This is a genomic window from Delftia sp. 11MD, assembly GCF_050907895.1.
GTDB classification, from domain to species: Bacteria; Pseudomonadota; Gammaproteobacteria; order Burkholderiales; family Burkholderiaceae_C; genus Comamonas; species Comamonas tsuruhatensis.
Genome location: NZ_CP194333.1, coordinates 3,668,796 through 3,687,753, shown reverse-complemented (window position 1 = coordinate 3,687,753; position 18,958 = coordinate 3,668,796). Strand labels below are relative to the sequence as shown.

17 protein-coding genes are annotated in these 18,958 nt (G+C 67.4%); 6 read left to right on the top strand and 11 right to left on the bottom strand.

Annotated features, from left to right (window positions below):
- Window positions 1–25 precede the first annotated feature (25 nt).
- The 4 genes from thiE to ACRSCF_RS16670 form a co-directional block, all read right to left on the bottom strand.
- Window positions 26–949: a thiamine phosphate synthase gene (gene thiE, locus ACRSCF_RS16685; protein ID WP_244386134.1), complete on the bottom strand. Its 924-nt coding sequence runs from the start codon at window positions 947–949 to the stop codon at window positions 26–28.
- Window positions 950–960: 11 nt separating this feature from the next.
- Window positions 961–1,770: a thiazole synthase gene (locus ACRSCF_RS16680; protein ID WP_016452920.1), complete on the bottom strand. Its 810-nt coding sequence runs from the start codon at window positions 1,768–1,770 to the stop codon at window positions 961–963.
- Window positions 1,771–1,802: 32 nt separating this feature from the next.
- Complete coding sequence (gene thiS, locus ACRSCF_RS16675) at window positions 1,803–2,000, bottom strand: sulfur carrier protein ThiS (protein ID WP_012205130.1); 198 nt, start codon at window positions 1,998–2,000, stop codon at window positions 1,803–1,805.
- Between the two features lie 119 nt (window positions 2,001–2,119).
- Window positions 2,120–3,238 (bottom strand): FAD-dependent oxidoreductase, encoded by a 1,119-nt coding sequence (locus ACRSCF_RS16670; protein ID WP_082254125.1) that lies wholly within the window; start codon window positions 3,236–3,238, stop codon window positions 2,120–2,122.
- A gap of 354 nt (window positions 3,239–3,592) precedes the next feature.
- Between ACRSCF_RS16670 and thiD the strand changes: the two genes are divergently transcribed.
- Window positions 3,593–4,474 (top strand): bifunctional hydroxymethylpyrimidine kinase/phosphomethylpyrimidine kinase, encoded by an 882-nt coding sequence (gene thiD, locus ACRSCF_RS16665; RefSeq protein WP_034363990.1) that lies wholly within the window; start codon window positions 3,593–3,595, stop codon window positions 4,472–4,474.
- A 21-nt stretch (window positions 4,475–4,495) separates the two neighbouring features.
- On the opposite strand, the gene ACRSCF_RS16660 is transcribed toward thiD, so the two are convergent.
- On the bottom strand, window positions 4,496–4,972 hold the full coding sequence (locus tag ACRSCF_RS16660; protein ID WP_034363988.1) for an SH3 domain-containing protein: 477 nt from the start codon (window positions 4,970–4,972) through the stop codon (window positions 4,496–4,498).
- A gap of 196 nt (window positions 4,973–5,168) precedes the next feature.
- On the opposite strand from ACRSCF_RS16660, the gene ACRSCF_RS16655 reads away from it, so the two are divergent.
- Both ACRSCF_RS16655 and ACRSCF_RS16650 read left to right on the top strand, forming a co-directional pair.
- Complete coding sequence (locus ACRSCF_RS16655) at window positions 5,169–5,948, top strand: ankyrin repeat domain-containing protein (protein WP_034363986.1); 780 nt, start codon at window positions 5,169–5,171, stop codon at window positions 5,946–5,948.
- A gap of 125 nt (window positions 5,949–6,073) precedes the next feature.
- Window positions 6,074–8,275 (top strand): TonB-dependent receptor, encoded by a 2,202-nt coding sequence (locus ACRSCF_RS16650; RefSeq protein ID WP_034363984.1) that lies wholly within the window; start codon window positions 6,074–6,076, stop codon window positions 8,273–8,275.
- 187 nt (window positions 8,276–8,462) lie between these two features.
- Here the strand turns inward: ACRSCF_RS16650 and ACRSCF_RS16645 are convergent, their stop codons facing one another.
- The 6 genes from ACRSCF_RS16645 to ACRSCF_RS16620 all read right to left on the bottom strand — a co-directional run bounded on the left by ACRSCF_RS16645 (window position 8,463) and on the right by ACRSCF_RS16620 (window position 13,364).
- Window positions 8,463–9,248: a foldase protein PrsA gene (locus ACRSCF_RS16645; RefSeq protein WP_016446742.1), complete on the bottom strand. Its 786-nt coding sequence runs from the start codon at window positions 9,246–9,248 to the stop codon at window positions 8,463–8,465.
- A gap of 81 nt (window positions 9,249–9,329) precedes the next feature.
- On the bottom strand, window positions 9,330–9,611 hold the full coding sequence (locus ACRSCF_RS16640) for a BolA family protein (RefSeq protein WP_013802780.1): 282 nt from the start codon (window positions 9,609–9,611) through the stop codon (window positions 9,330–9,332).
- Complete coding sequence (locus tag ACRSCF_RS16635) at window positions 9,608–10,207, bottom strand: septation protein A (RefSeq protein WP_017406454.1); 600 nt, start codon at window positions 10,205–10,207, stop codon at window positions 9,608–9,610. Before ACRSCF_RS16635 ends, ACRSCF_RS16640 begins: the two co-directional genes overlap by 4 nt.
- A gap of 128 nt (window positions 10,208–10,335) precedes the next feature.
- Window positions 10,336–10,749, bottom strand: coding sequence for a peptide-methionine (R)-S-oxide reductase MsrB (gene msrB, locus ACRSCF_RS16630; RefSeq protein WP_034363982.1), 414 nt, complete (start codon window positions 10,747–10,749; stop codon window positions 10,336–10,338).
- Window positions 10,746–12,278 carry a protein adenylyltransferase SelO gene (locus ACRSCF_RS16625; RefSeq protein WP_244386132.1) on the bottom strand — a complete coding sequence of 511 codons (1,533 nt, stop codon included), beginning with the start codon at window positions 12,276–12,278 and terminating at the stop codon, window positions 10,746–10,748. The genes msrB and ACRSCF_RS16625 overlap by 4 nt, the downstream gene beginning before the upstream one ends.
- A gap of 69 nt (window positions 12,279–12,347) precedes the next feature.
- Window positions 12,348–13,364: an AraC family transcriptional regulator gene (locus ACRSCF_RS16620; protein WP_244386130.1), complete on the bottom strand. Its 1,017-nt coding sequence runs from the start codon at window positions 13,362–13,364 to the stop codon at window positions 12,348–12,350.
- A gap of 187 nt (window positions 13,365–13,551) precedes the next feature.
- Here ACRSCF_RS16620 and ACRSCF_RS16615 point away from each other — a divergent pair, with 187 nt between their 5' ends.
- The 3 genes from ACRSCF_RS16615 to ACRSCF_RS16605 all read left to right on the top strand — a co-directional run bounded on the left by ACRSCF_RS16615 (window position 13,552) and on the right by ACRSCF_RS16605 (window position 18,940).
- Entirely contained in the window at window positions 13,552–15,264 is a 1,713-nt protein-coding gene (locus ACRSCF_RS16615) for a carboxylesterase/lipase family protein (protein WP_244386128.1), read from the top strand.
- A gap of 90 nt (window positions 15,265–15,354) precedes the next feature.
- The gene (locus tag ACRSCF_RS16610) at window positions 15,355–17,190 is read left to right on the top strand and encodes a CocE/NonD family hydrolase (protein WP_034363980.1); all 1,836 of its coding nucleotides are present in this window, start codon (window positions 15,355–15,357) and stop codon (window positions 17,188–17,190) included.
- 112 nt (window positions 17,191–17,302) lie between these two features.
- A complete protein-coding gene (locus tag ACRSCF_RS16605; protein WP_016446749.1) occupies window positions 17,303–18,940 on the top strand; it encodes a 3-(methylthio)propionyl-CoA ligase in 1,638 nt (545 codons plus the stop codon).
- Window positions 18,941–18,958 lie beyond the last annotated feature (18 nt).

The following is an 18,958-nucleotide window of genomic DNA, read 5'->3' as shown; positions in this document are numbered from 1 at the left end:
TTTTGATGTGTGGTCCCGCAAAGGCTCAGTTCGCAGCCTGCATGCTGGCAAGCAACTGCTGCGCCGCCGCTTCCGGGTCCTCGGCATTGACCAGTGCCCGCACCACGGCCACCGAGCCCACGCCAGTGGCGCGCACGGCCGGGAACTGGTCGGCCGAGATGCCGCCGATGGCCACCAGCGGATAGCGCTGCATCAGGCGCACATAGGCACCCAGGCGCGCCAGGCCCTGCGGAGCCGTGGCCATTTTCTTGAGCGTGGTGGGGAAGACGGCGCCCAGCGCGATGTAGCTGGGCTGCACGGCATGGGCGCGCACCATTTCGGCATAGCCATGCGTGCTCACGCCCAGGCGCAGGCCCGAGGCGTGGATGGCCTGCAAGTCGGCGCCGGCCAGCGCGTCCAGGTCCTCCTGGCCCACGTGCACGCCATAGGCGCCGGCATCGATGGCCTCGCGCCAGTGGTCGTTGATGAAGAGCAGGGCGCCCGTGCCTTCCACGGCGGCCACGGCGGCGCGCACTTCGCGCGCGATGGCGTCGCGGTCCTCGGACTTGAAGCGCAGCTGCACGGTGGGCACACCGGCGCGGGCCATGCGGCCCACCCATTGCGCGTCGGGCAGCACGCCGTACAGGCCCAGGGACCTTGGGCACTCCGGGAAGGCCAGTGCGGGATCGGCGCCCTCCAGGCCGAAGTCGCGCGGATCGTCGGGCCATAGCGAGGCCTCGAAGCGGCCCCTGCGCAGCGTCTGCGCCTGCCAGGCACAGGCCAGCGTCTCGGCGTCGATGGCGATGAAGCCCAGGGCGCTGCAGGCCTGCAGCGCCGCAAGATAGGCCGGCTCCTGGCGCTGTGCCTGCGGCACGGGCTGCGAGGGCAGGGCGGAGCCTTCAGGGGCAAAGGTGGCGCCGTGCAGGCGCACGATGGCATCTGCCCAGGACTGGATGGAGTCGTTGCTCATGGCCGGTCTCCTCAGCCGTGGTGCCAGAACGGCGTGCCCAGCACGGGCGTGCTGGGCTGGGCGGCCGATTGCTCGGCCATGGCGCCGGCGCGGTGGGCGGCGTGGCCGGCATTCACGGCATCGGCAAAGGCGCCGGCCATGGCGACGGGATCTTCGGACAAGGCCACGGCCGTGTTCAGCAGCACGGCGTCATAGCCCCATTCCATGACCTGGCAGGCGTGCGAGGGGCGGCCCAGGCCCGCATCCACGATCAGCGGCACCTTCAGGCGCTCGCGCAGTGTCTGCATGGCATAGGGGTTGACGGGGCCGCGGCCCGTGCCGATGGGCGCCGCCCAGGGCATGACGGCCTGGCAGCCCACATCCACCAGGCGCTGGCACAGCACCAGGTCCTCGGTGGTGTAGGGCAGGACCTGGAAGCCGTCCTTGATGAGGATGGAGGCGGCCTCGACCAGGTTCAGCGTGTCGGGCTGCAGGGTGTAGTCGTCGCCGATCAGCTCCAGCTTGATCCAGGGGGTCTCGAAGACTTCGCGTGCCATCTGGGCCGTGGTCACGGCTTCCTGCACGGTCATGCAGCCGGCCGTGTTGGGCAGCACGGGCACGGCCAGCTTCTTGAGCAATTCCCAGAAGCTGGCACCGGTCTCGGCGGCATTGCTGCCCTGGCGGCGCAGCGAGGCCGTGACCATGGCGGGGCGGGCACGCTGCACGGCAGCTTCCAGCACGGCGGGCGAGGGGTAGCGGGAGGTGCCCAGCAGCAGGCGGCTGTCAAAGCGCTGGCCGTACAGGACCAGGCTGTCGTCGGAGGAAGGGGCGGAAGTCGTCATGGCGTGAGGCAATGGGAGAGTCGGATGGGGCATCAGCCGCCGGTCACCGGCGAGATCACTTCGAGGCGGTCGCCGTCGTTCAGCGCCTGTTCGGCATAGCGGGCCTTGGGCACGAAGACGGTGTTGATGGCCACGGCAAAGGGCGGGCGCGGCGCAAGCTGGGCCAGCGCGTCGGCCACGGTGGCTCCGTCGCTCAGTTCGGTCGCTTGCTGGTTGATGGTGATGTTCATGGCGGCTGAGGGGAAACGAAAGGCGGGTACGGGGGCTTGTTCGATCTTAGGCAGGGCCGGGGCTGGCGGCCCTGCATGCATGTCCGGTCTGTTGTGCGTGAAAGTGTCGTGCGTGCCGTTCAGGCGGCTGCCTTGTGCTGCGATGGCGCATGCTCGACGGCAACATCGAAGCGGCGGGCCAGTTCGGAATCACCGCTGTCGAGCAGCTCCAGCACCACGTCCAGCATGGCCGGCGCGATCATGAAGCCATGGCGGTACAGGCCGTTGACCTCCATCACGCGCGGCGCGCTCCAGCGCACGGCCGGCAGATTGTCGGGCAGGGTGGGGCGGCACTGGGTAGCGATCTCGACGATGCGGCCCTCGGCAAAACCCGGATGCACGGTGTAGGCGGCGCTCAGCAGCTCCAGCGTGGAGCGCACGCTGGCCGGCGACATGTCGTCGGACTCGATCTCGGTGGCGCCGATGACGAAGAGGTGGTCCTCCTTGGGCGCAATGTAGATCGGGTAGCGCGGATGGATCAGGCGCGTGGGCCGCTGCAGCGTGACCTCGGGCGCATGGATGCGAACCACCTCGCCGCGCACGCCGCGCAGCGCAGGCCACTGGCCGCGTGCGCCCAGGCCCCGGCAGTCCAGCACCCAGTCGGGCTGGCCCGGCGTGCCGGGACGGAAGTCGGCCAGGTCGCGCGGCTGGTTCCAGTGCTGCTCCACGCCCAGGCGGGTCAGCGTGGCGTGGAGCGCGGCCAGCAGCTGGCGGTTGTCCAGCTGGCCCTCGCCCTGCAGGTACATGGCCTGGGCAAATCGCCGCTCAAGCGCGGGCTCGCAGTCGTGCAGGGCCTGGTCGGCCAGCGGCTGCAGCGCGGGAAGGCTGGGGTTGATGCGGCGGTTTTTCTCCAGCAGGCCGAAAAAGCGCTGGGCATCGCCCGCGTCCTGGCGGTGCCAGAGGATGAGGGTGCCGTTTTGCTGGAAGAACACGGGCGCATCGAGCTGGGCCAGCAGTTCGGGCCAGCGTGTCAGGCCGTGCTGGCCCATGCGCACCACGCCGGGCTCGGTGATGGCCGATTCGGCCAGGGGCGCGAGCATGGCGGCGGCCACGCGGGCCGCTGCGCCATCGCCTTCGGGGCCGTGGGCGTCATATACGGCAATGCCGTGGCCGCGACGGGCCAGCGCCAATGCCAGCAGCCGGCCCATGAGGCCGCCGCCCAGAATGGCGATGCGGGAAGAAGCTTGTAGAACGGACATGTGCATCTGGTGGTCAAGTGCGCCCATGCCCGTGGGACTGCCGGCCGGCTGTCCGCGCACAGGGCATGTGCTGGACAAAACGCGGCGTACCACCCCGATTGATTGAAACTCCCCACGCCAGCATGACCTGGATCGGGTGCAGGGGCGCTGCGCGGCAAGGTGCCTGTGGTGCAGGCTTGTGCGGCAGGGGGCTGGTCGCCCCGGGGCCCCAGGGTGTTTCTCAGTCACGCATCGGCGAGGCGGGCCAGGCCCTGTTTCACCGACGGGACACCCCTGTTTCGTCCGTCAGCAGGCATTACAGCACATCCCGCAGCTGCCGGTATTGACCATGCGCATGGGTGATAATTTTCGCCCATGACTGCCGACCACTCCCCTTCGACCGCCGCATCCACCGAACCGGCTCCCGCCGCGCGCAAGCGCTATGCACGCGTGCTCATCATCGCGGGCTCCGACAGCGGCGGCGGCGCCGGCATACAGGCCGACCTCAAGACCTGCAGCGCCCTGGGCTGCTACGGCATGACGGCCATCACGGCCATCACCGTGCAGAACACGCTGGGCGTCAGCGGCATCCACGGCATTCCCGTGGACATACTGCGCGGCCAGATCGATGCCGTGGTCGAGGACATCGGCGCCGACGCCGTCAAGATCGGCATGCTGGCCACGCCCGAGGTGGTGCAGGTGGTGGCCGATGCCATCCGCCGCCACCAGCTGCGCAACGTGGTGCTGGACCCCGTGATGGTGGCCACCAGCGGCGACCGGCTGATTGCCCCGGAAACCGCCTCCGTGCTGGTGCGCGAACTGTTCCCCCTGGCCACCGTGGTCACGCCCAATCTGGACGAGGCAGCGCTGCTGCTGGGCCACTCCATTGACGGCATAGACGCACTGGACGGCGCCGTGCAGGAACTGCTGGCGCTGGGCGCGCGGGCCGCATTGCTCAAGGGCGGGCACTTGTCGGGCGATCTGGTGGTGGACCTGCTGGGCCATGGCAACGGCCAGCGGCTGCGCCTGCAGTCGCAGCGCATTGCCACGCACAACGGACACGGCACGGGCTGCACGCTGTCTTCGGCGATTGCCTCGCACCTGGCGCTGGGCCTGCCGCTGGAGGCGGCCGTGGCCCAGGCGCGCGAGTACATCCTGGGCGCGATTGCGGCCGGTGCCGATGTGTTCACGGGCGCCGGCCACGGTCCGCTGAACCACGGCTATGCGCCGCACGCGCAGGTCGTGGTCAACGGCTGAACGTGCGGCGCAGCGCCTGGTTCACCAGCCCCAGGTCAGGCTGCGCGCCACCCAGCCCTTTTGGCCGTTGTCGCGCTGGACATGGGCCCAGGAGCCCTGCTTCTTGAGCGTGCGCACCACCTCCAGCTCAGCCAGCTTGCCCACCACGCGGTGTTTCTGGCCCGGGCCTGCGCGCAGATTGGCGGTGCGCCCGGTCACCACCATGTGCGGGGTCTTGCCGGTCAGCGGCGCATGCACCCAGCCCAGCGTGCTCTCGTTGTCCCTGACGCGCAGCCACTGGCCCTTGCGCTGCACCACCTGCAGCGGATAGCCCTTGCCCAGTTCCCACAGCGTGGCCGAGCGCGTGGTGGGCTGCTGCCGCACATTGACGCTGGATCCCTTGACGCTGACGAACTCGCGCGCATGGGCGGCGGCCGGGGCCAGGGTGGTTGTGAGGACGGCGAGGGCGGTGGCGGCTGTGGCCAGCCAGCGGGCGGCATGGCTTTTGTTGCAAGACACGGGAACAGGTCTCCTTTCGTTTGAGAAAGGCTGGCGCGCGGAGACTTTCCGGCGCGAGCCCGGGGAAAGCGCGTGGGATCAGGCGATGTAGCTATAGTTCCTGAATGAAACTGACGTGCGACGCCCCGGCTTCATGCGCAACCGGGCAAGCTTGCCTTACGCTTGCCGCACAACCGTGTTTTCCAGGAGGGCTTGTATGCACCATGCTGTTTCCCGATCCGGCGCCCATGTCCGGCACGCTGCAATCCTGACGGCCTGTCTTGCCGCGGGACTGGCGGATGCGCAGGGACAAGAGACGCAGGCGCAGGAGGCGCAGGCTGTGGCCACAGCCGCCGAGGGCCGCGATGCGGCCAGGGCGCAGGAGGGTGCGGTGAATCGCCCGGAATTCGGTCCCGCGCTGCTGGCGGCCGCCCAGGCCGGCGAAGCGCTGCAGGTACGCGACTGGCTCAAGCGCGGCGCACCTGTCGATGTGCGTGACCGGCAGGGCAATACGCCGCTGCTGCTGGCCGTGCGCGGCAACCATGTGGAAGTCGCGCGCTCGCTGCTGGTCCATGGGGCCAACCCCAATCTCAAGAATGACCTGCAGGACAGTGCCTATCTGCTGGCCGGTGCCCTGGGCCGCCTGGAGATACTGCGCATGACGCTGTCGTACGGCGCCGATCTGCAAAGCACCAACCGCTACGGCGGCACGGCGCTGATCCCGGCCTGCGAGCGCGGCCACGTCGATACCGTGCAGGCCTTGCTGGCTGCCGGTGTACGGGCCGACCATGTGAACCGGCTGGGCTGGACCTGCCTGCTCGAAGCCGTTTTACTGGGCGACGGAGGCCCGCGCTACCAGGACATCGTCCGCCAGCTGATCGCGGCCAGGGCCGATCTCAATCTGCCCGACAAGGATGGCGCGACCGCCGTCGTCCACGCCCGCCAGCGCAGCCAGCATGAGGTGGAGCGCCTGCTGCAGGAGGCGGGAGCGCGCTGATCGGCGCAAGTGAAAACAAGTGAAAACGCCTGAAACCAGGGGTGATGCGCCAGATTCAGACGGGTCTGATTGCTTTGGAAAGGCTGCGTTGCAAATGATTCCCATTTTCAACGTGGATCTTTGCCATGCGCACAGCACATTTGCAATCTCGACCCTTCGTCTCCGGCCCCCAGTCGTGCCTTTTTTCGGTGTTCGCTGCGGCGCTGGTCACGCCCGCTTATGCGCAGGACGCCACTGCCGATGAGCGTCAGGTGCAGTTGGCGCCCTTGACCGTCTCCGGGCAGCGCTCCACCGGCTCGCGCACCGAGGCATCCGAATCGGCCAAGTACGCCAAGCCGCTGCTGGATGTGCCGCAGACCATCACCGTGGTGCCCGGGCAGGTGCTGCAGGAGCAAAACGCCCTGAGCCTGCAGCAGGCGCTGTCCAATGTGTCCGGCATTACCTTCAATGCGGGCGAGGGCGGTGCAGGCTCGGGCGACAGCATCAACATCCGCGGCTTCAGCGCCAACGCCAACCTGCAGATCGACGGGCTGCGCGACAGCGGGCAGAAGAGCCGAAGCGATCTCTTCAACACGGAATCCGTCGAGGTCATCAAGGGACCCAACTCGGTCTTCGGCGGCGCGGGCACCTCGGGCGGCAGCATCAACATGATCAGCAAGCAGCCCAAGGCCCATGACTTCACCGAGGCCGACGCTGGCCTGGGCACGGCCAGCTACCGGCGCCTCACGCTCGACACCAACAGGGTGCTGGCTGGCGGCAAGGCTGCCATGCGCCTGAACCTCATGGGCCATGACAGCGACGTGGCGGGGCGCGACACCATCTTCAAGCGGCGCTGGGGTGTGGCGCCCTCGCTGGCTCTGGGATTGAATTCGCCCACGCGCGTGACTCTCAGCTTCTTTCACCAGAACGATGACAATCTTCCCGACTATGGCGTGCCGGCCTTTCGCGGCAAGATGCTCGAAGGCGTCTCGCGCAATGCCTATTTCGGCTGGCGCAACCTTGATCGGGAAAAGATCGGCCAGGATGCCCTGACCGCGAAGATCGAGCATGACTTCGCCTCGGGCGCCAAGCTGCAGAACCTCTCGCGCTACTCGCGGCTGAGCCGCGATACCGTGATCTCGGCCTCGCATGTCGATCTGAGGGGCATGCAGCCTGGCTACTACCGGCCCGCAGGTCCGCAGGCCTATGGCCGCGATGCGGCCACCACCTTGTGGATCAACCAGACCAACCTGACCCAGCGCTTCGACACAGGCGTGCTGGGGCATACGCTGGTCACGGGCTTCGAGATCGCACGCGAGACCTATGACCGCACCACCTCTTCCTACAACATCAACCGGCAGTTCCCGGCCGGCGGCTATCCGCTGGCCCGCCCGCCCGGATACTGGACGGGCACCACGGACTTGCAAAACAGCGGAAGGAACGAAACCAGCCTGGACACCCGCGCGCTGTATGCCACCGACTCCATTGCGCTGGGTCCGCGCTGGGATCTGAACCTGGGCCTGCGCTATGACTGGATCGACGGGCGCTCCAACGCCACAACGGCCGCTGGCGTGCGCACCTCGGTGGACAGTTCCGACGGCCGGCTCAGCGGCCGCACCGCCCTGAGCTTCAAGCCCGCCGACAACGGCCGCATCTACCTGGCCTATGGCACGGCTTTCAACCCCTCCGCGGAATTCCTGGTCTCCAATGGTTTCGGCCTGGATGCGGCCACGGCCTCGCTGGCGCCCGAGAAGAACACCAGCCTGGAGCTGGGAACCAAGTGGGATGTGCGAGACCGCCAGCTGGCGCTGACAGCCGCGCTGTTCCAGGTGGACAAGACCAATGCCCGAGAGCAGATGGCCGATGGCAGCTATCTGCTGGCCGGTGAGCAGCGCGTGCGCGGGCTGGAGCTCGGTGCCGCAGGCAAGGTGACTCCGCAATGGGACCTCTTCGCCAACTACACCTTCATGGCCAGCAAGACCCTCAAGTCATTGAACGAGCCTGCGCGTGTGGGCCAGGCGCTGGGCAATACGCCGCGCCATTCGCTGAACCTGTGGACCACCTATGCGTTGCCGCAGGGCTGGACGGTGGGCTATGGCGCGCGCTTCGTCGGCACGCGCAATGTCACCTCGGCCGGCGACGGCAAGCTGTCCGCTTACTGGGTGCACAGCGCCATGGTCGGCTATGAACTCAACCGCCAATGGAAGCTCCGGCTCAATCTCGACAACATCGGCAACAAGGCCTATGTGGCCGGCGTGCGCCAGCGCCTGGGCGAGCAGTCGCGTTCTTCGGCCGTGGAGTACGGAGAGGGTCGCACGGTCAGATTGACCGCGCTCTACCAGTTCTGAGAAGCACGATGGCCTGGTCTCCGGTGCCGTGGGCGCCGGGACAGGATGAATCAGGCTTGAATCGGGCTGCCCCCAGGGGCAGCTTTTTTCTTTGGCGGCCACCTTGCCTGGGGGCAAAAAAAGAGCCCGCACAAGGCGGGCTGGTGATGGTCAGGCCGACGGCAAAAACCGCCGACACGCAAGCATCTTACTGGATCTTGGCCTTTTCGCGCAGCGATTCCTGGAATTGCGCCAGCTTTTGCTGTTGCAGCTGCTGCACGATCTGGGGCTTGACTTCCTCGAACTTGGGCAGTTCTGCCTGGCGCACGTCGTCCTGGCGGATGATGTGGTAGCCGAACTGGCTCTTGACCGGCTCCTGGGTCATGCCGCCCTTTTCGAGCTTGATCAGGGCTTCGGAGAACTCGGGCACGTAGTTGCCGGGGTTGGCCCAGTCGAGGTCACCGCCACGGGCACCGGATCCGGGGTCCTTGGACTCCTTTTTGGCGATGTCTTCGAACTTCTTGCCGGCCTTGATCTCGGCAATGATGGCCTTGGCGCGGTCTTCCGACTCGACCAGGATGTGGCTGGCCTTGTATTCCTTGCCGCTGTTGGCAGCGACGGCCTTGTCGTACTCGGCCTTGGCTTCGGCGTCGGTCACGGGGTTCTTCTTCTGGAAGTCTTCGAACAGCGAGCGGATCAGGATGGTCTGGCGGGCCAGTTCCATCTGCTGCTTGTAGGCTTCGCTGTTGGCCAGGCCGCGCTTGTTGGCTTCCTGCATGAAGATCTCGCGGGCGATGACTTCTTCCTTGATCTGCCCTTCCATCTCGGGCGTGACGGGGCGGCCGCTTTGCTCGATCTGCTGCTTGAGCACTTCGGCGCGTGCCTTGGGCACAGCCTTGCCGTTGACGACGGCGATGTTCTGGGCCGAGGCGGACAGGGCTGCGGTGCTCAGCACGGCGGCAGTCACCAGGCTGGTCAGAAGCTGTTTTTTCATGCGAATTCCAGAGATGAAGGAAAAATTGATTCTATAGCGTGGATACGCAACAGGCTCCGAATCTTCGGAGCCTGTAAAAGTTCAAAGAACCTCGATGGCGATGGCGTGAGCGCCCTGGTCAATGAATTCTTGCAGCGCATCATACACAAGGCGGTGGCGTGCCACGCGCGGCTTGCCTTGAAACAAAGGTGACGCAATGCGCACGCGGAAATGCGTGCCGAAGCCGGTGCCGTTGGCTCCCACATGGCCGGCGTGCTGGTGGCTTTCGTCGATCACTTCCAGGTGATCGGGGGCGAGGCGCTCGCGCAGCACGGCCTGCATGGCTTCGGCGGTGATGGGCAGTGGATGGGCGGGTGCGCTCATGGCTGCTTGTCCTGTTGCACGCCGGACGGGGGCAGGGCGTCGGGCGTGGCGGCGGCTGCCTCGCCCTTGTCTTCCTGCATGAAGCGGCTCATGTAGATGGCCTGTCCGATCACGAAGACCAGCATCAGCCCCATGCCGCCGAACAGCTTGAAGTTGACCCAGGTGTCGGTGTCGAAGCGGTAGGCGATGACCAGGTTGAGCGCGCCCATCACCGCGAAGAAGGCTGCCCAGCTCCAGTTCATGGTGCGCCAGGCGTTGTCCGGCAGTTGCAGTTGCGCGCCCATGACGGAGCGCAGCAGGTTCTTGCGAAATACCAGCTGGCCAATCACCAGGGCGCCGCCCATGAGCCAGTACAGCACCGTGGGCTTCCACTTGATGAAGGTGTCGTTGTGGGCGAGCAAGGTGGCGCCGCCGAACAGCACGATCACGCCCAGGCTGACCCATTGCATGGGCTCGACCTTGCCATGGCGCACGCGCAGGTAGGCGATCTGCGCGATGGTGGCGACGATGGCCACGGCCGTGGCCGTGTAGATGCCCCAGACCTTGAAGGCGACGAAGAACAGGATGATGGGGAAAAAGTCGATCAGTAACTTCATTGGAAGATTTCGATGGGCTTGGAGTCAGGCATGGTGCCTGAGCGCTTGGCAGGCGCATTGTGGCGCAGCCGGCGCGGCCCGGCATCGGTGCAGGGCCGCGCCGGCTGGGGTTTTTGCGGGCCTGGGGCCTAGGCCTTGGGCGGCTCGAATTCCAGCGACGCGGAATTCATGCAGTAGCGCAGCCCTGTGTCGGAGGGACCATCGGGGAATACATGGCCGAGGTGGGCGCCGCACTGGCTGCAGACAGTCTCGGTGCGCACCATGCCATGGCTGCGGTCCACGATTTCGGTGATGGCGCCTGGGATGGCGCGGTCGAAGCTGGGCCAGCCGCAGCCGGCGTCGAACTTGCTATCGGAGTCGAACAGCTTGGCGCCGCAGCAGATGCAGTGGTAGCTGCCATCGGCCCAGAACTGCTCATAGCGGCCTGTGAAGGGGCGCTCGGTGGCCGCGTGGCGCGTCACCTGGAAGGCGGCGGGCTCGGCGCCCTTGGCCTGCAGCTCGGCCTGCCATTCCTGCTCGGTCTTGTGGATGGGAAAGCTCATGATGAACAGCTGATCTCGATGGAGGAAGCCCAGTCGGGCGGGAAGCCTGCCCATTCGGCATGCTCGGCGTGGGGTGCGAACGGGGTCTGCAGCACGGCCAGCAGCTGGCGCACCGCGGTGAAGTCGCCCTGCTTGGCTGCGCGGATGGTGATTTCTCCCAGGTGGTTGCGCAGCACGAAGCGCGGATTCGATTCTTGCATCAGCGCGGCCGCTGCCGTGCCATCCACGGTCGCAAGCTGCCGTACGTAGCCTGCCGCCCAGGCGTCGAAGGCGGGCCGGTCCAGCACCAGGTCGCGCACGGGCTCCAGGTCGGGCTCGGTGCCGCCGGCTGTGGCCACGGCATCGGTCAGGCGGCTGAAGAAGATGGTGTAGTCCACGGCGTTGTCGGCCATGAGCTGCAGCAGCGGGTTCACCAGGGCGGCAAAGCGCGCCTCGGCAGGCGGCGTGCCGGGAGCATCTTCGGGCAGGCCCAGCTTGCGCAGCATGAGAGAGCCATAGGCCTGCGGAAACACCTGCTTGTACGACTCCAGCGCCGCAATGGTCAGCGCCTCTTCGCCGATCAGCGGCAGCAGGGCCTGGCCCAGGCAGTACAGGTTCCAGTACGCGACCTGGGGCTGGCGGTTGAAGGCGTAGCGGCCCTGGGTGTCGCTGTGGTTGCAGATATGGCCGGGGTCGAAGGCGTCGAGGAACTGGAAGGGACCGTAGTCGATGGTCAGGCCCAGGATGCTCATGTTGTCCGTGTTCATCACGCCATGGCAAAAGCCCACCGCCTGCCAGTGCGCCAGCAGCCGCGCCGTGCGCTCGCTCACGGCCTGCAGAAAGTTGGCGTAGGCGTTGCCGGCCAGTGCCTCGGCCGTGCGGCATTCGGGGTAGTAGCGGTCGATCACGTAGTCGGCCAGCTGGCGCAGCGGCGCCATCTGGTCGCGCGCCGCAAAGTGCTCGAAGTGGCCAAAGCGTATGAAGCTGGGCGCCACGCGCGCCACCACGGCGGCGGTCTCGATCTCTTCGCGGCGAATGGGGGCGGGCGATCCGGTCACGCTCAGCGCGCGCGTGGTGGGAATGCCCAGGGCGTGCATGGCTTCGCTGCACAGGAATTCACGGATGGACGAACGCAGCACGGCGCGTCCGTCGCCCATGCGCGAGTAGGGCGTGCGGCCCGCGCCCTTGAGCTGGATTTCCTGGCCCGAGGCGGTCTCGCCCAGCAAGATGGCACGGCCGTCGCCGAGCTGGCCGGCCCAGACACCGAACTGGTGGCCGCTGTAGACGCTGGCCAGCGGATGGCTGCCGGGCAGCACGGCATTGCCGGTGAGCGCCTGCAGGGCCTCATCGCAGGCCAGCCATTGCGGGTCCAGGCCCAGCAGCTCGGCAGTGCCGGTGCTGGTGGCGATCCAGTGCGGCTCGGGTAGCGGCGTGGGGCGCAGATGGGTGAAGAAGTCGGGGCCCAGGGCGGCAAAGCCATCCTGCCAGGAGATGGGAAGGCGCGGGGAGGTCGCCGGAGCCCGGCCTTCGGCGGCAGCGTGCAGGTTCATGCGGGAATTGTCCCCCAGCGCCTATGCCCCGTGGGACGCAAGGTTCATGCGCGCATTCACCGCATGCATTCACGCACGCAGTTGCTGCCGGTACTGGCCCGGCGGCATGCCGAACCATCGGCGGCAGGCGCGAAAGAGGTTGCTCTGGTCCACGAAGCCCAGCAGGTCGGCCACCTCGGCCAGGCTGTGGCGCGGCTCGCCCAGGTACTGCCGGGCCAGCTCGCGGCGGGTGTCATCCAGCAATTGCTGGTAGCTGGTGCTCTCGGCCTGCAGGCGGCGCTGCAAGGTACGGTCGGTCAGGCCCAGCACTGCGGCCACTTCCTCGCGGCGCGGCTCGCCCTGGGGCAGCAGGCGCGCAATCTCATGGCGCACGCGGGCGCCCACGCCGGCCTGGCCCAGCTGGTCCAGCTCGGACTCGACCAGTTTTTCGTGCAGGGCCAGCAGTTCGGGGTTGTGCGTCGGGATGGGCGCGAGCAGGTCGTCTTGCGACAGCAGGAAGCGGTTGGCGCGCTCGCCAAAGCGCGGCAGCAGGCCGAAGGCCTGTCGGTAGCGGGCCTCGTGCAGGGGCGAGGGCGCCTGGGCCATGAATTCCACGGCCAGCGGCTGGACATCGCGCCGCGTCAGCCAGCTGCACAGCACCAGCAGCGTGAGCACGGCGAACTCCACGCGCTGGCGTGGCACGGCGCGCGTGGCGCCGATGTGGTGTATGGACAGCCAGTGGCCGCGCGCATCGCGCTCCAGCGTGAAGGCGGTGGCGTCCGAGATCACGGCCATGTGGCGCTCCAGGTCACGAAAGCCCGCCAGCAGGTGCGGGCTCGAAGCCAGCGAGTAGCCCACCAGGTCGATGTTGCCGTGGCGCGCGGCCAGCTGCCGGTCCAGGCCCAGCGTGGGATTGGCCGACTGCGCCACTGCCAGCTCCCACAGCCGGCTCACGCGGTCCACATCGATGCGGGTCTGCGAATGCTGCAGTGCGGCAAGGTCGATGTTGGCCTCCTCACTCAGCCTTTCCACGGCCAGCCCCTCGGCGGCCATCATGTCCAGGATGCCCCGCACCCATGCGGCGGAGCTGCTGCGCTGCGTTGTCATGGCCGGGTTTTCCTGGGCCGTCCGGGGCGCCTTTTGCGTTCTGAAGTCACTTTTTTGGCTTGGTTGCGATAGCGGCGTGCGGGCGCGCTGTTCCTAGAATTTTTGCAGCGCGGCGAACGACTGCGCAGTGTGGCCCAAGGGCCGGGCACGGCCCATACGGGAAACCCCAAAATCATAGGAGACAAGCATGCGCACAGGACAGCGGTGGATGGCTGGCGGCATACGCCTTGCCGTGGCTTCAATGGCTTTGTGGCTCGCGGCCTGCGGCGGCTCGGGCGGCGGCGGCCCCGAGTTGCGCGAGACGGCCTACGGCCCCTTGCGCGGCGTGGACGACGGCGCCGCCACGGGCACCTATTACTGGAAGGGCGTGCCCTTTGCCCAGGCGCCCGTGGGCGCGCTGCGCTGGCAGCCGCCGGCCGAGCCCAAGGCCTGGGAGGGCGTGCGCGAGGCGCGCCAGTTCGGCAATGCCTGCCTGCAGATCGGGCGCATGTACGGCCCGGGCGCCAACAACCGCTTCGATGACACCATCGCCTCCACCCTGGGCCAGCCCGTGGGCAGCGAGGACTGCCTGACGCTCAACATCTGGCGCCCGGCCAGCGGTGCCGAGAAGCTGCCGGTGCTGGTGTTCATCCACGGCGGCAGCGCCATCTCGGGCTATACGGCCGATCCGCTGTATGACGGCGCGGCCCTGGCACGCGCTGCCAATGCCGTGGTGGTGACGGCCAACTACCGGCTGGACATCCTGGGCTACATGCACATGCCGCAGATGCAGGCCGGCGCGCCGGCCACGGGCAACTTCGCGCTGCTGGACAACCTGCAGGCGTTGCGTTTTGTGCAGCGCAATATCGCGGGCTTTGGCGGCGATCCGGGCAATGTCACGCTCATGGGCCAGTCGGCGGGGGCCACCAATGTGCTGGCGCTGCTGGCGGCCGAGTCGGCGCGCGGCCTGTTCCACAGGCTGGTGCCCATCAGCGGCGGGCTGTCGCTGCCGTCCAACCTGCCGGCCGGCGTGCTGGCCACGCTCAAGCCGGCTTCGGCCTACGCCACCCAGTCCGCGCTGCTGCTGGCCCATCTGATGGTGGCCGATGGGGTGGCTGCCGATGTGGCGGCTGCGGCCACGGTGGCTGCCGGCTGGACACCGGCGCAGATTGCGGCCTACCTGCGCGGCAAGGATGCGCGCGTGCTGCTGCAGACCCTGGTGGCCAAGGGCCTGACGGGCGCGGGGCCGATTCCCGACGGCCTGCTGCTGCCCACCGACCCCATGGCCGCGCTGGCTGCGGGCCGATACAACCGCATGCCCGTGATGGCCGGCTACACGGCCGAGGAGGGCAAGCTGTTCGCGCCCCTGCTGGCTGCGCTGGGCGGCAAGCCGGGCTTCAGGATCGATGATGCGGCGCGCTTTCGCATGATGCAGTCCTTCGACGCGCAGTCGCCCAATGCGCCGGGCCTGGCCGACATCATCGATGCTGCCTACCTGCCCGTCGACACGCCGGTCACCGGCTACAACGCCCGCATGGCGCAATTGACCCATCTGTTCGCCGATCCCAGCCGCGACCAGTTGCTCAATACGCTGCGCACCCGGCAGGCCGAGGTCTGGAGCTACCGCTTCGACTGGGCGCGCCAGCCCGCGCCCTGGAACACGGTCTACGGTGCGGCCCATGCGTTCGATCTGCCGTTTCTCTTCGGCAACTTCGGGCCATCCGTGTTCTCCCGCGTGACCAACAGCACGGCCAATGCACCGGGGCGGCTGGCGCTGTCGAACGCCATGATGGCCAGCCTCAAGGCCTTCATGCAGACGGGTGACCCGCAGAACGCGGCCCTGGGCCAGACATGGAAGCCCTGGCCGTCCAGCCTGGTCTTCGACGCCGAACTGGGCGCGACCAGCATCCGGCTGCAGTGAGCGATCAGGTGAGCGAGTAGATGAGCGAGCAGGGGCTTGCCGCGGCAAGCCCCGAGAGATAGCCAACAACAACGAAGGAGACAGGTACCCATGACAGCCAAGACCGTTTTCACACAGGCCTGGCGCTGGCCGCTGGCGGGGGCCATTGCGGCCGCCGCCGTGGGCCTGGCCGCCTGCGGAGGGGGATCGTCCGGCATGCCCGCGCCCATGGGGCCGGGCCAGCAATCGGGCTACATCACCCTGCCGGACGGCAGCAGGATGCGCTACTCGCTGCTGCTGCCCGAGGGACAGGGTCCGTTCCCGCTGCTGGTCGAGTACGACGGCTATATCTCGGGCTCGTACCCCAACATCAGCAGTCCCTGGACCAAGGAAGGCTATGCGGTCATGGGGCTGAACGTGCCGGGCACGGGCTGCTCCACGGGGGATGACAAGGTGTTTGACGCCAGCGTAGGTGCGGCCGGAGCCTTCGCCATCGAGTGGGCCGGGCGGCAGGCCTGGTCCAACGGCCGCATCGGCATGATCGGCTACTCGTACTCGGGCTACAACCAGCTGTGGGTGGCGGCGCACCGGCCCAAGGGGCTGATGGCCATCACGCCCAGCAAGAATGTGGGCGATCCCTACCGCGACGTGGGCTATCCGGGCGGCATTGCCAACATCGGTTTTCCGGCGCAGTGGTGGAACGGCTTCCCGCGCATTTGGCGCACGGCCGCCGACCTGGCGGCGAAGAACGGCGGCGACACGGAATGCGCCAAGACCGTGGCCGACAACATCGAGAAGATCAAGCGGCCCGAGCTGGATCTGATCAAGTGGCTGGACAACCCCTATGCCGATGGCCTGTACCTGGAGCGCAGCGCCATGCTGCAAAGCGGCAAGATCAATATCCCCACGCTGGGCACGCAGTCCTGGCAGGACGAGCAGATCGGCCCGCGCTCGGGCTACTACGAGGACACCATTGCGCCCGACAGGATGTGGCTGGTCAGCTCCAACGGCGACCACCACACGAACATCACCTCGGACCATATCGACCAGACGCTGAAGCGCTTCCTGGCGCGCTTCGTCAAGGGCGAGGACAACGGCTTCGACAAGGAGCCGCGCGTGCGCCTGCTGCAGGAGATGCAGACCACGGACGCCAAGGCCCCCAATGGCGGCGCCAAGCTCATGCCCACGGGCGAGGCACGGTTTGACCGGCTGCCTGTCCAGGTCAAGCCCCTGCGCCTGTGGATGCAGCCGGGCCAGGCGCTGGGCGACAGCGCACCCGCCTCAGGGACGGCTTCGTCCAGCTACCGCTATCCGGCCCTGAGCCCGCAGGTGAACAACCCGGCGGCCGAAGGCTGGCCCGCCGTGCCCGCTTCGGAAAAGGATGGCCAGCTGGTTTTCACCACGGCGGCCCTGCCGCAGGACCTAAGTTTTTACGGCGAAGGCTCGGCCGACCTGTGGCTCAGCGCCACGGCCGCCAATACCGACATCCAGGTCACCGTGTCCGAGGTGCGGCCGGACGGGCAGGAGATGTTCGTGCAGCGCGGCTGGCTGCGTGCGTCCAAGCGTGCCCTGGACACGGCGCGCTCCACGACGCTGAGGCCGTGGGGCGCGTTCACGCGGGACAAGGACGTGCCCATGGTGTCGGGCAAGCCCGAACTGCTGCGCGTAGAGATCCAGAAATTCGCGCATGTGTTTCGCGCCGGCTCAAGCATTCGCGTGACAGTGGATTCGCCATCGCAGACCGGATACTGGATCTTCGGCAACGACAAGACGCCGTCCACGAACACGCTGTGGCATGACGCGGCGCATGCCTCCAGCATCGTCCTAGGGTATATCCCATACGAGCATGCGAAGACGCTGCCGAGTTGCGACAAGACAATGCGTCAACCATGCCGGAAAAACGATGCGCCTGTCCCTGCGGGGATCGGACCCAGGGCGCCGGCCTGAGTCCACCCTCCATGCGGACAGCGGCATTGCGCACCAGGGCCTTGGCCTCGCGCGGATCCGCGGTCCGCAGTTCACGACGTTCACGAAGTTCAATCACCTTAGGAGCCTATAGATGCTGGGTCTGATGCAAAGCCAACCACTGTTGATCTCGTCGCTGATCGATTTCGCCGACCGCCACCATGGCGATGCGCAGATCGTCTCGCGCAGGGTGGAGGGCGATATCCATCGCTATACGTACCGCGACCTGGCACGGCGCTCGCGCCAGCTGGCGAACACGCTGGACGGCCTGGGCCTGCAGCCTGGCGACCGCGTGGCGTCGCTGGCCTGGAACGGCTACCGCCACATGGAGATGTACTTCGGCGTCAGCGGCTCGGGCCGCGTGCTGCACACGGTCAATCCTCGCCTGCACCCCGACCAGGTGGCGTGGATCATCAATCACGCGGAAGACCGCGTCATGTGCTTTGACCTGACCTTCCTGCCCATCATCCAGGCCGTGCATGCCAAGTGCCCCACCGTGCGCCAGTGGGTGGCGCTGTGCGATGCGGACCGCCTGCCTGCCGACAGCGGCGTTCCGGGCCTGGTCAGCTACGAGGCCTGGATTGCCGGCCAGTCCGACCAGTACCAGTGGCCCGAATTCGACGAGAACACGGCCTCCAGCATGTGCTACACCAGCGGCACCACGGGCAACCCGAAGGCGGTGCTCTACAGCCACCGTTCCACCACGCTGCACGCCTACGCGGCCGCGCTGCCCGATGTGATGTGCATATCGGCGCGTGACTCGGTGCTGCCCGTCGTGCCCATGTTCCACGTCAACGCCTGGGGCATTCCCTACTCGGCCGCGCTCACGGGCTGCAAGCTGGTGTTCCCCGGCCCGGCGCTGGACGGCAAGTCGCTGTACGAGCTGATCGAGGCCGAGGGCGTCACCTACGCGGCCGGCGTGCCCACGGTCTGGCAGATGCTGCTGGGCCACATCAGGCCGGGCGGCCTGCGGTTTTCCACGCTCAAGCGCACGGTCATCGGCGGCTCCGCCTGCCCGCCGGCCATGATCACGGCCTTCCAGGACGAGTTCGGCGTGGAGGTGCTGCATGCCTGGGGCATGACCGAGATGAGCCCGCTGGGCACGCTGTGCACGCTCAAGAACAAGCAGCTGCAGCTGCCCAAGGACGAGCAGATGAAGATCCTGCAAAAGCAGGGCCGCGCCATCTACGGCGTGGACATGCGCATCGTGGGCAGCGATGGAACGGACCAGCCCTGGGACGGCAAGAGCTACGGCGACCTGCTGGTGCGCGGCCCCTGGATCGTGGACAGCTACTTCAAGGGCGAAAGCCCGCTCATCAAGGATGCGCAGGGCCGCGGCTGGTTCCCCACGGGTGACGTGGCCACCATCGACCCGGACGGCTTCATGCAGATCACCGACCGCAGCAAGGACGTGATCAAGTCCGGCGGCGAATGGATCAGCTCCATCGACATCGAGAACATCGCCATGGCCCATCCGGCCGTGGCCATGGCCGCCTGCATCGGCATGCCGCATCCCAAGTGGGACGAGCGCCCCATCGTCGCCGTGGCGAAGAGGCCCGGCGCCGAGGTCACGCGCGAGGAACTGCTCAAGTTCTACGAGGGCAAGACCGCCAAGTGGCAGATCCCCGACGACGTGGTCTTCGTCGATGCCATTCCGCTGGGCGCCACCGGAAAAATGCTCAAGACCCGGTTGCGCGAGCAACTGGCCGGCTACCGGCTGCCGGGGCTGTGAGCCGCTGCGGGCCAGCCG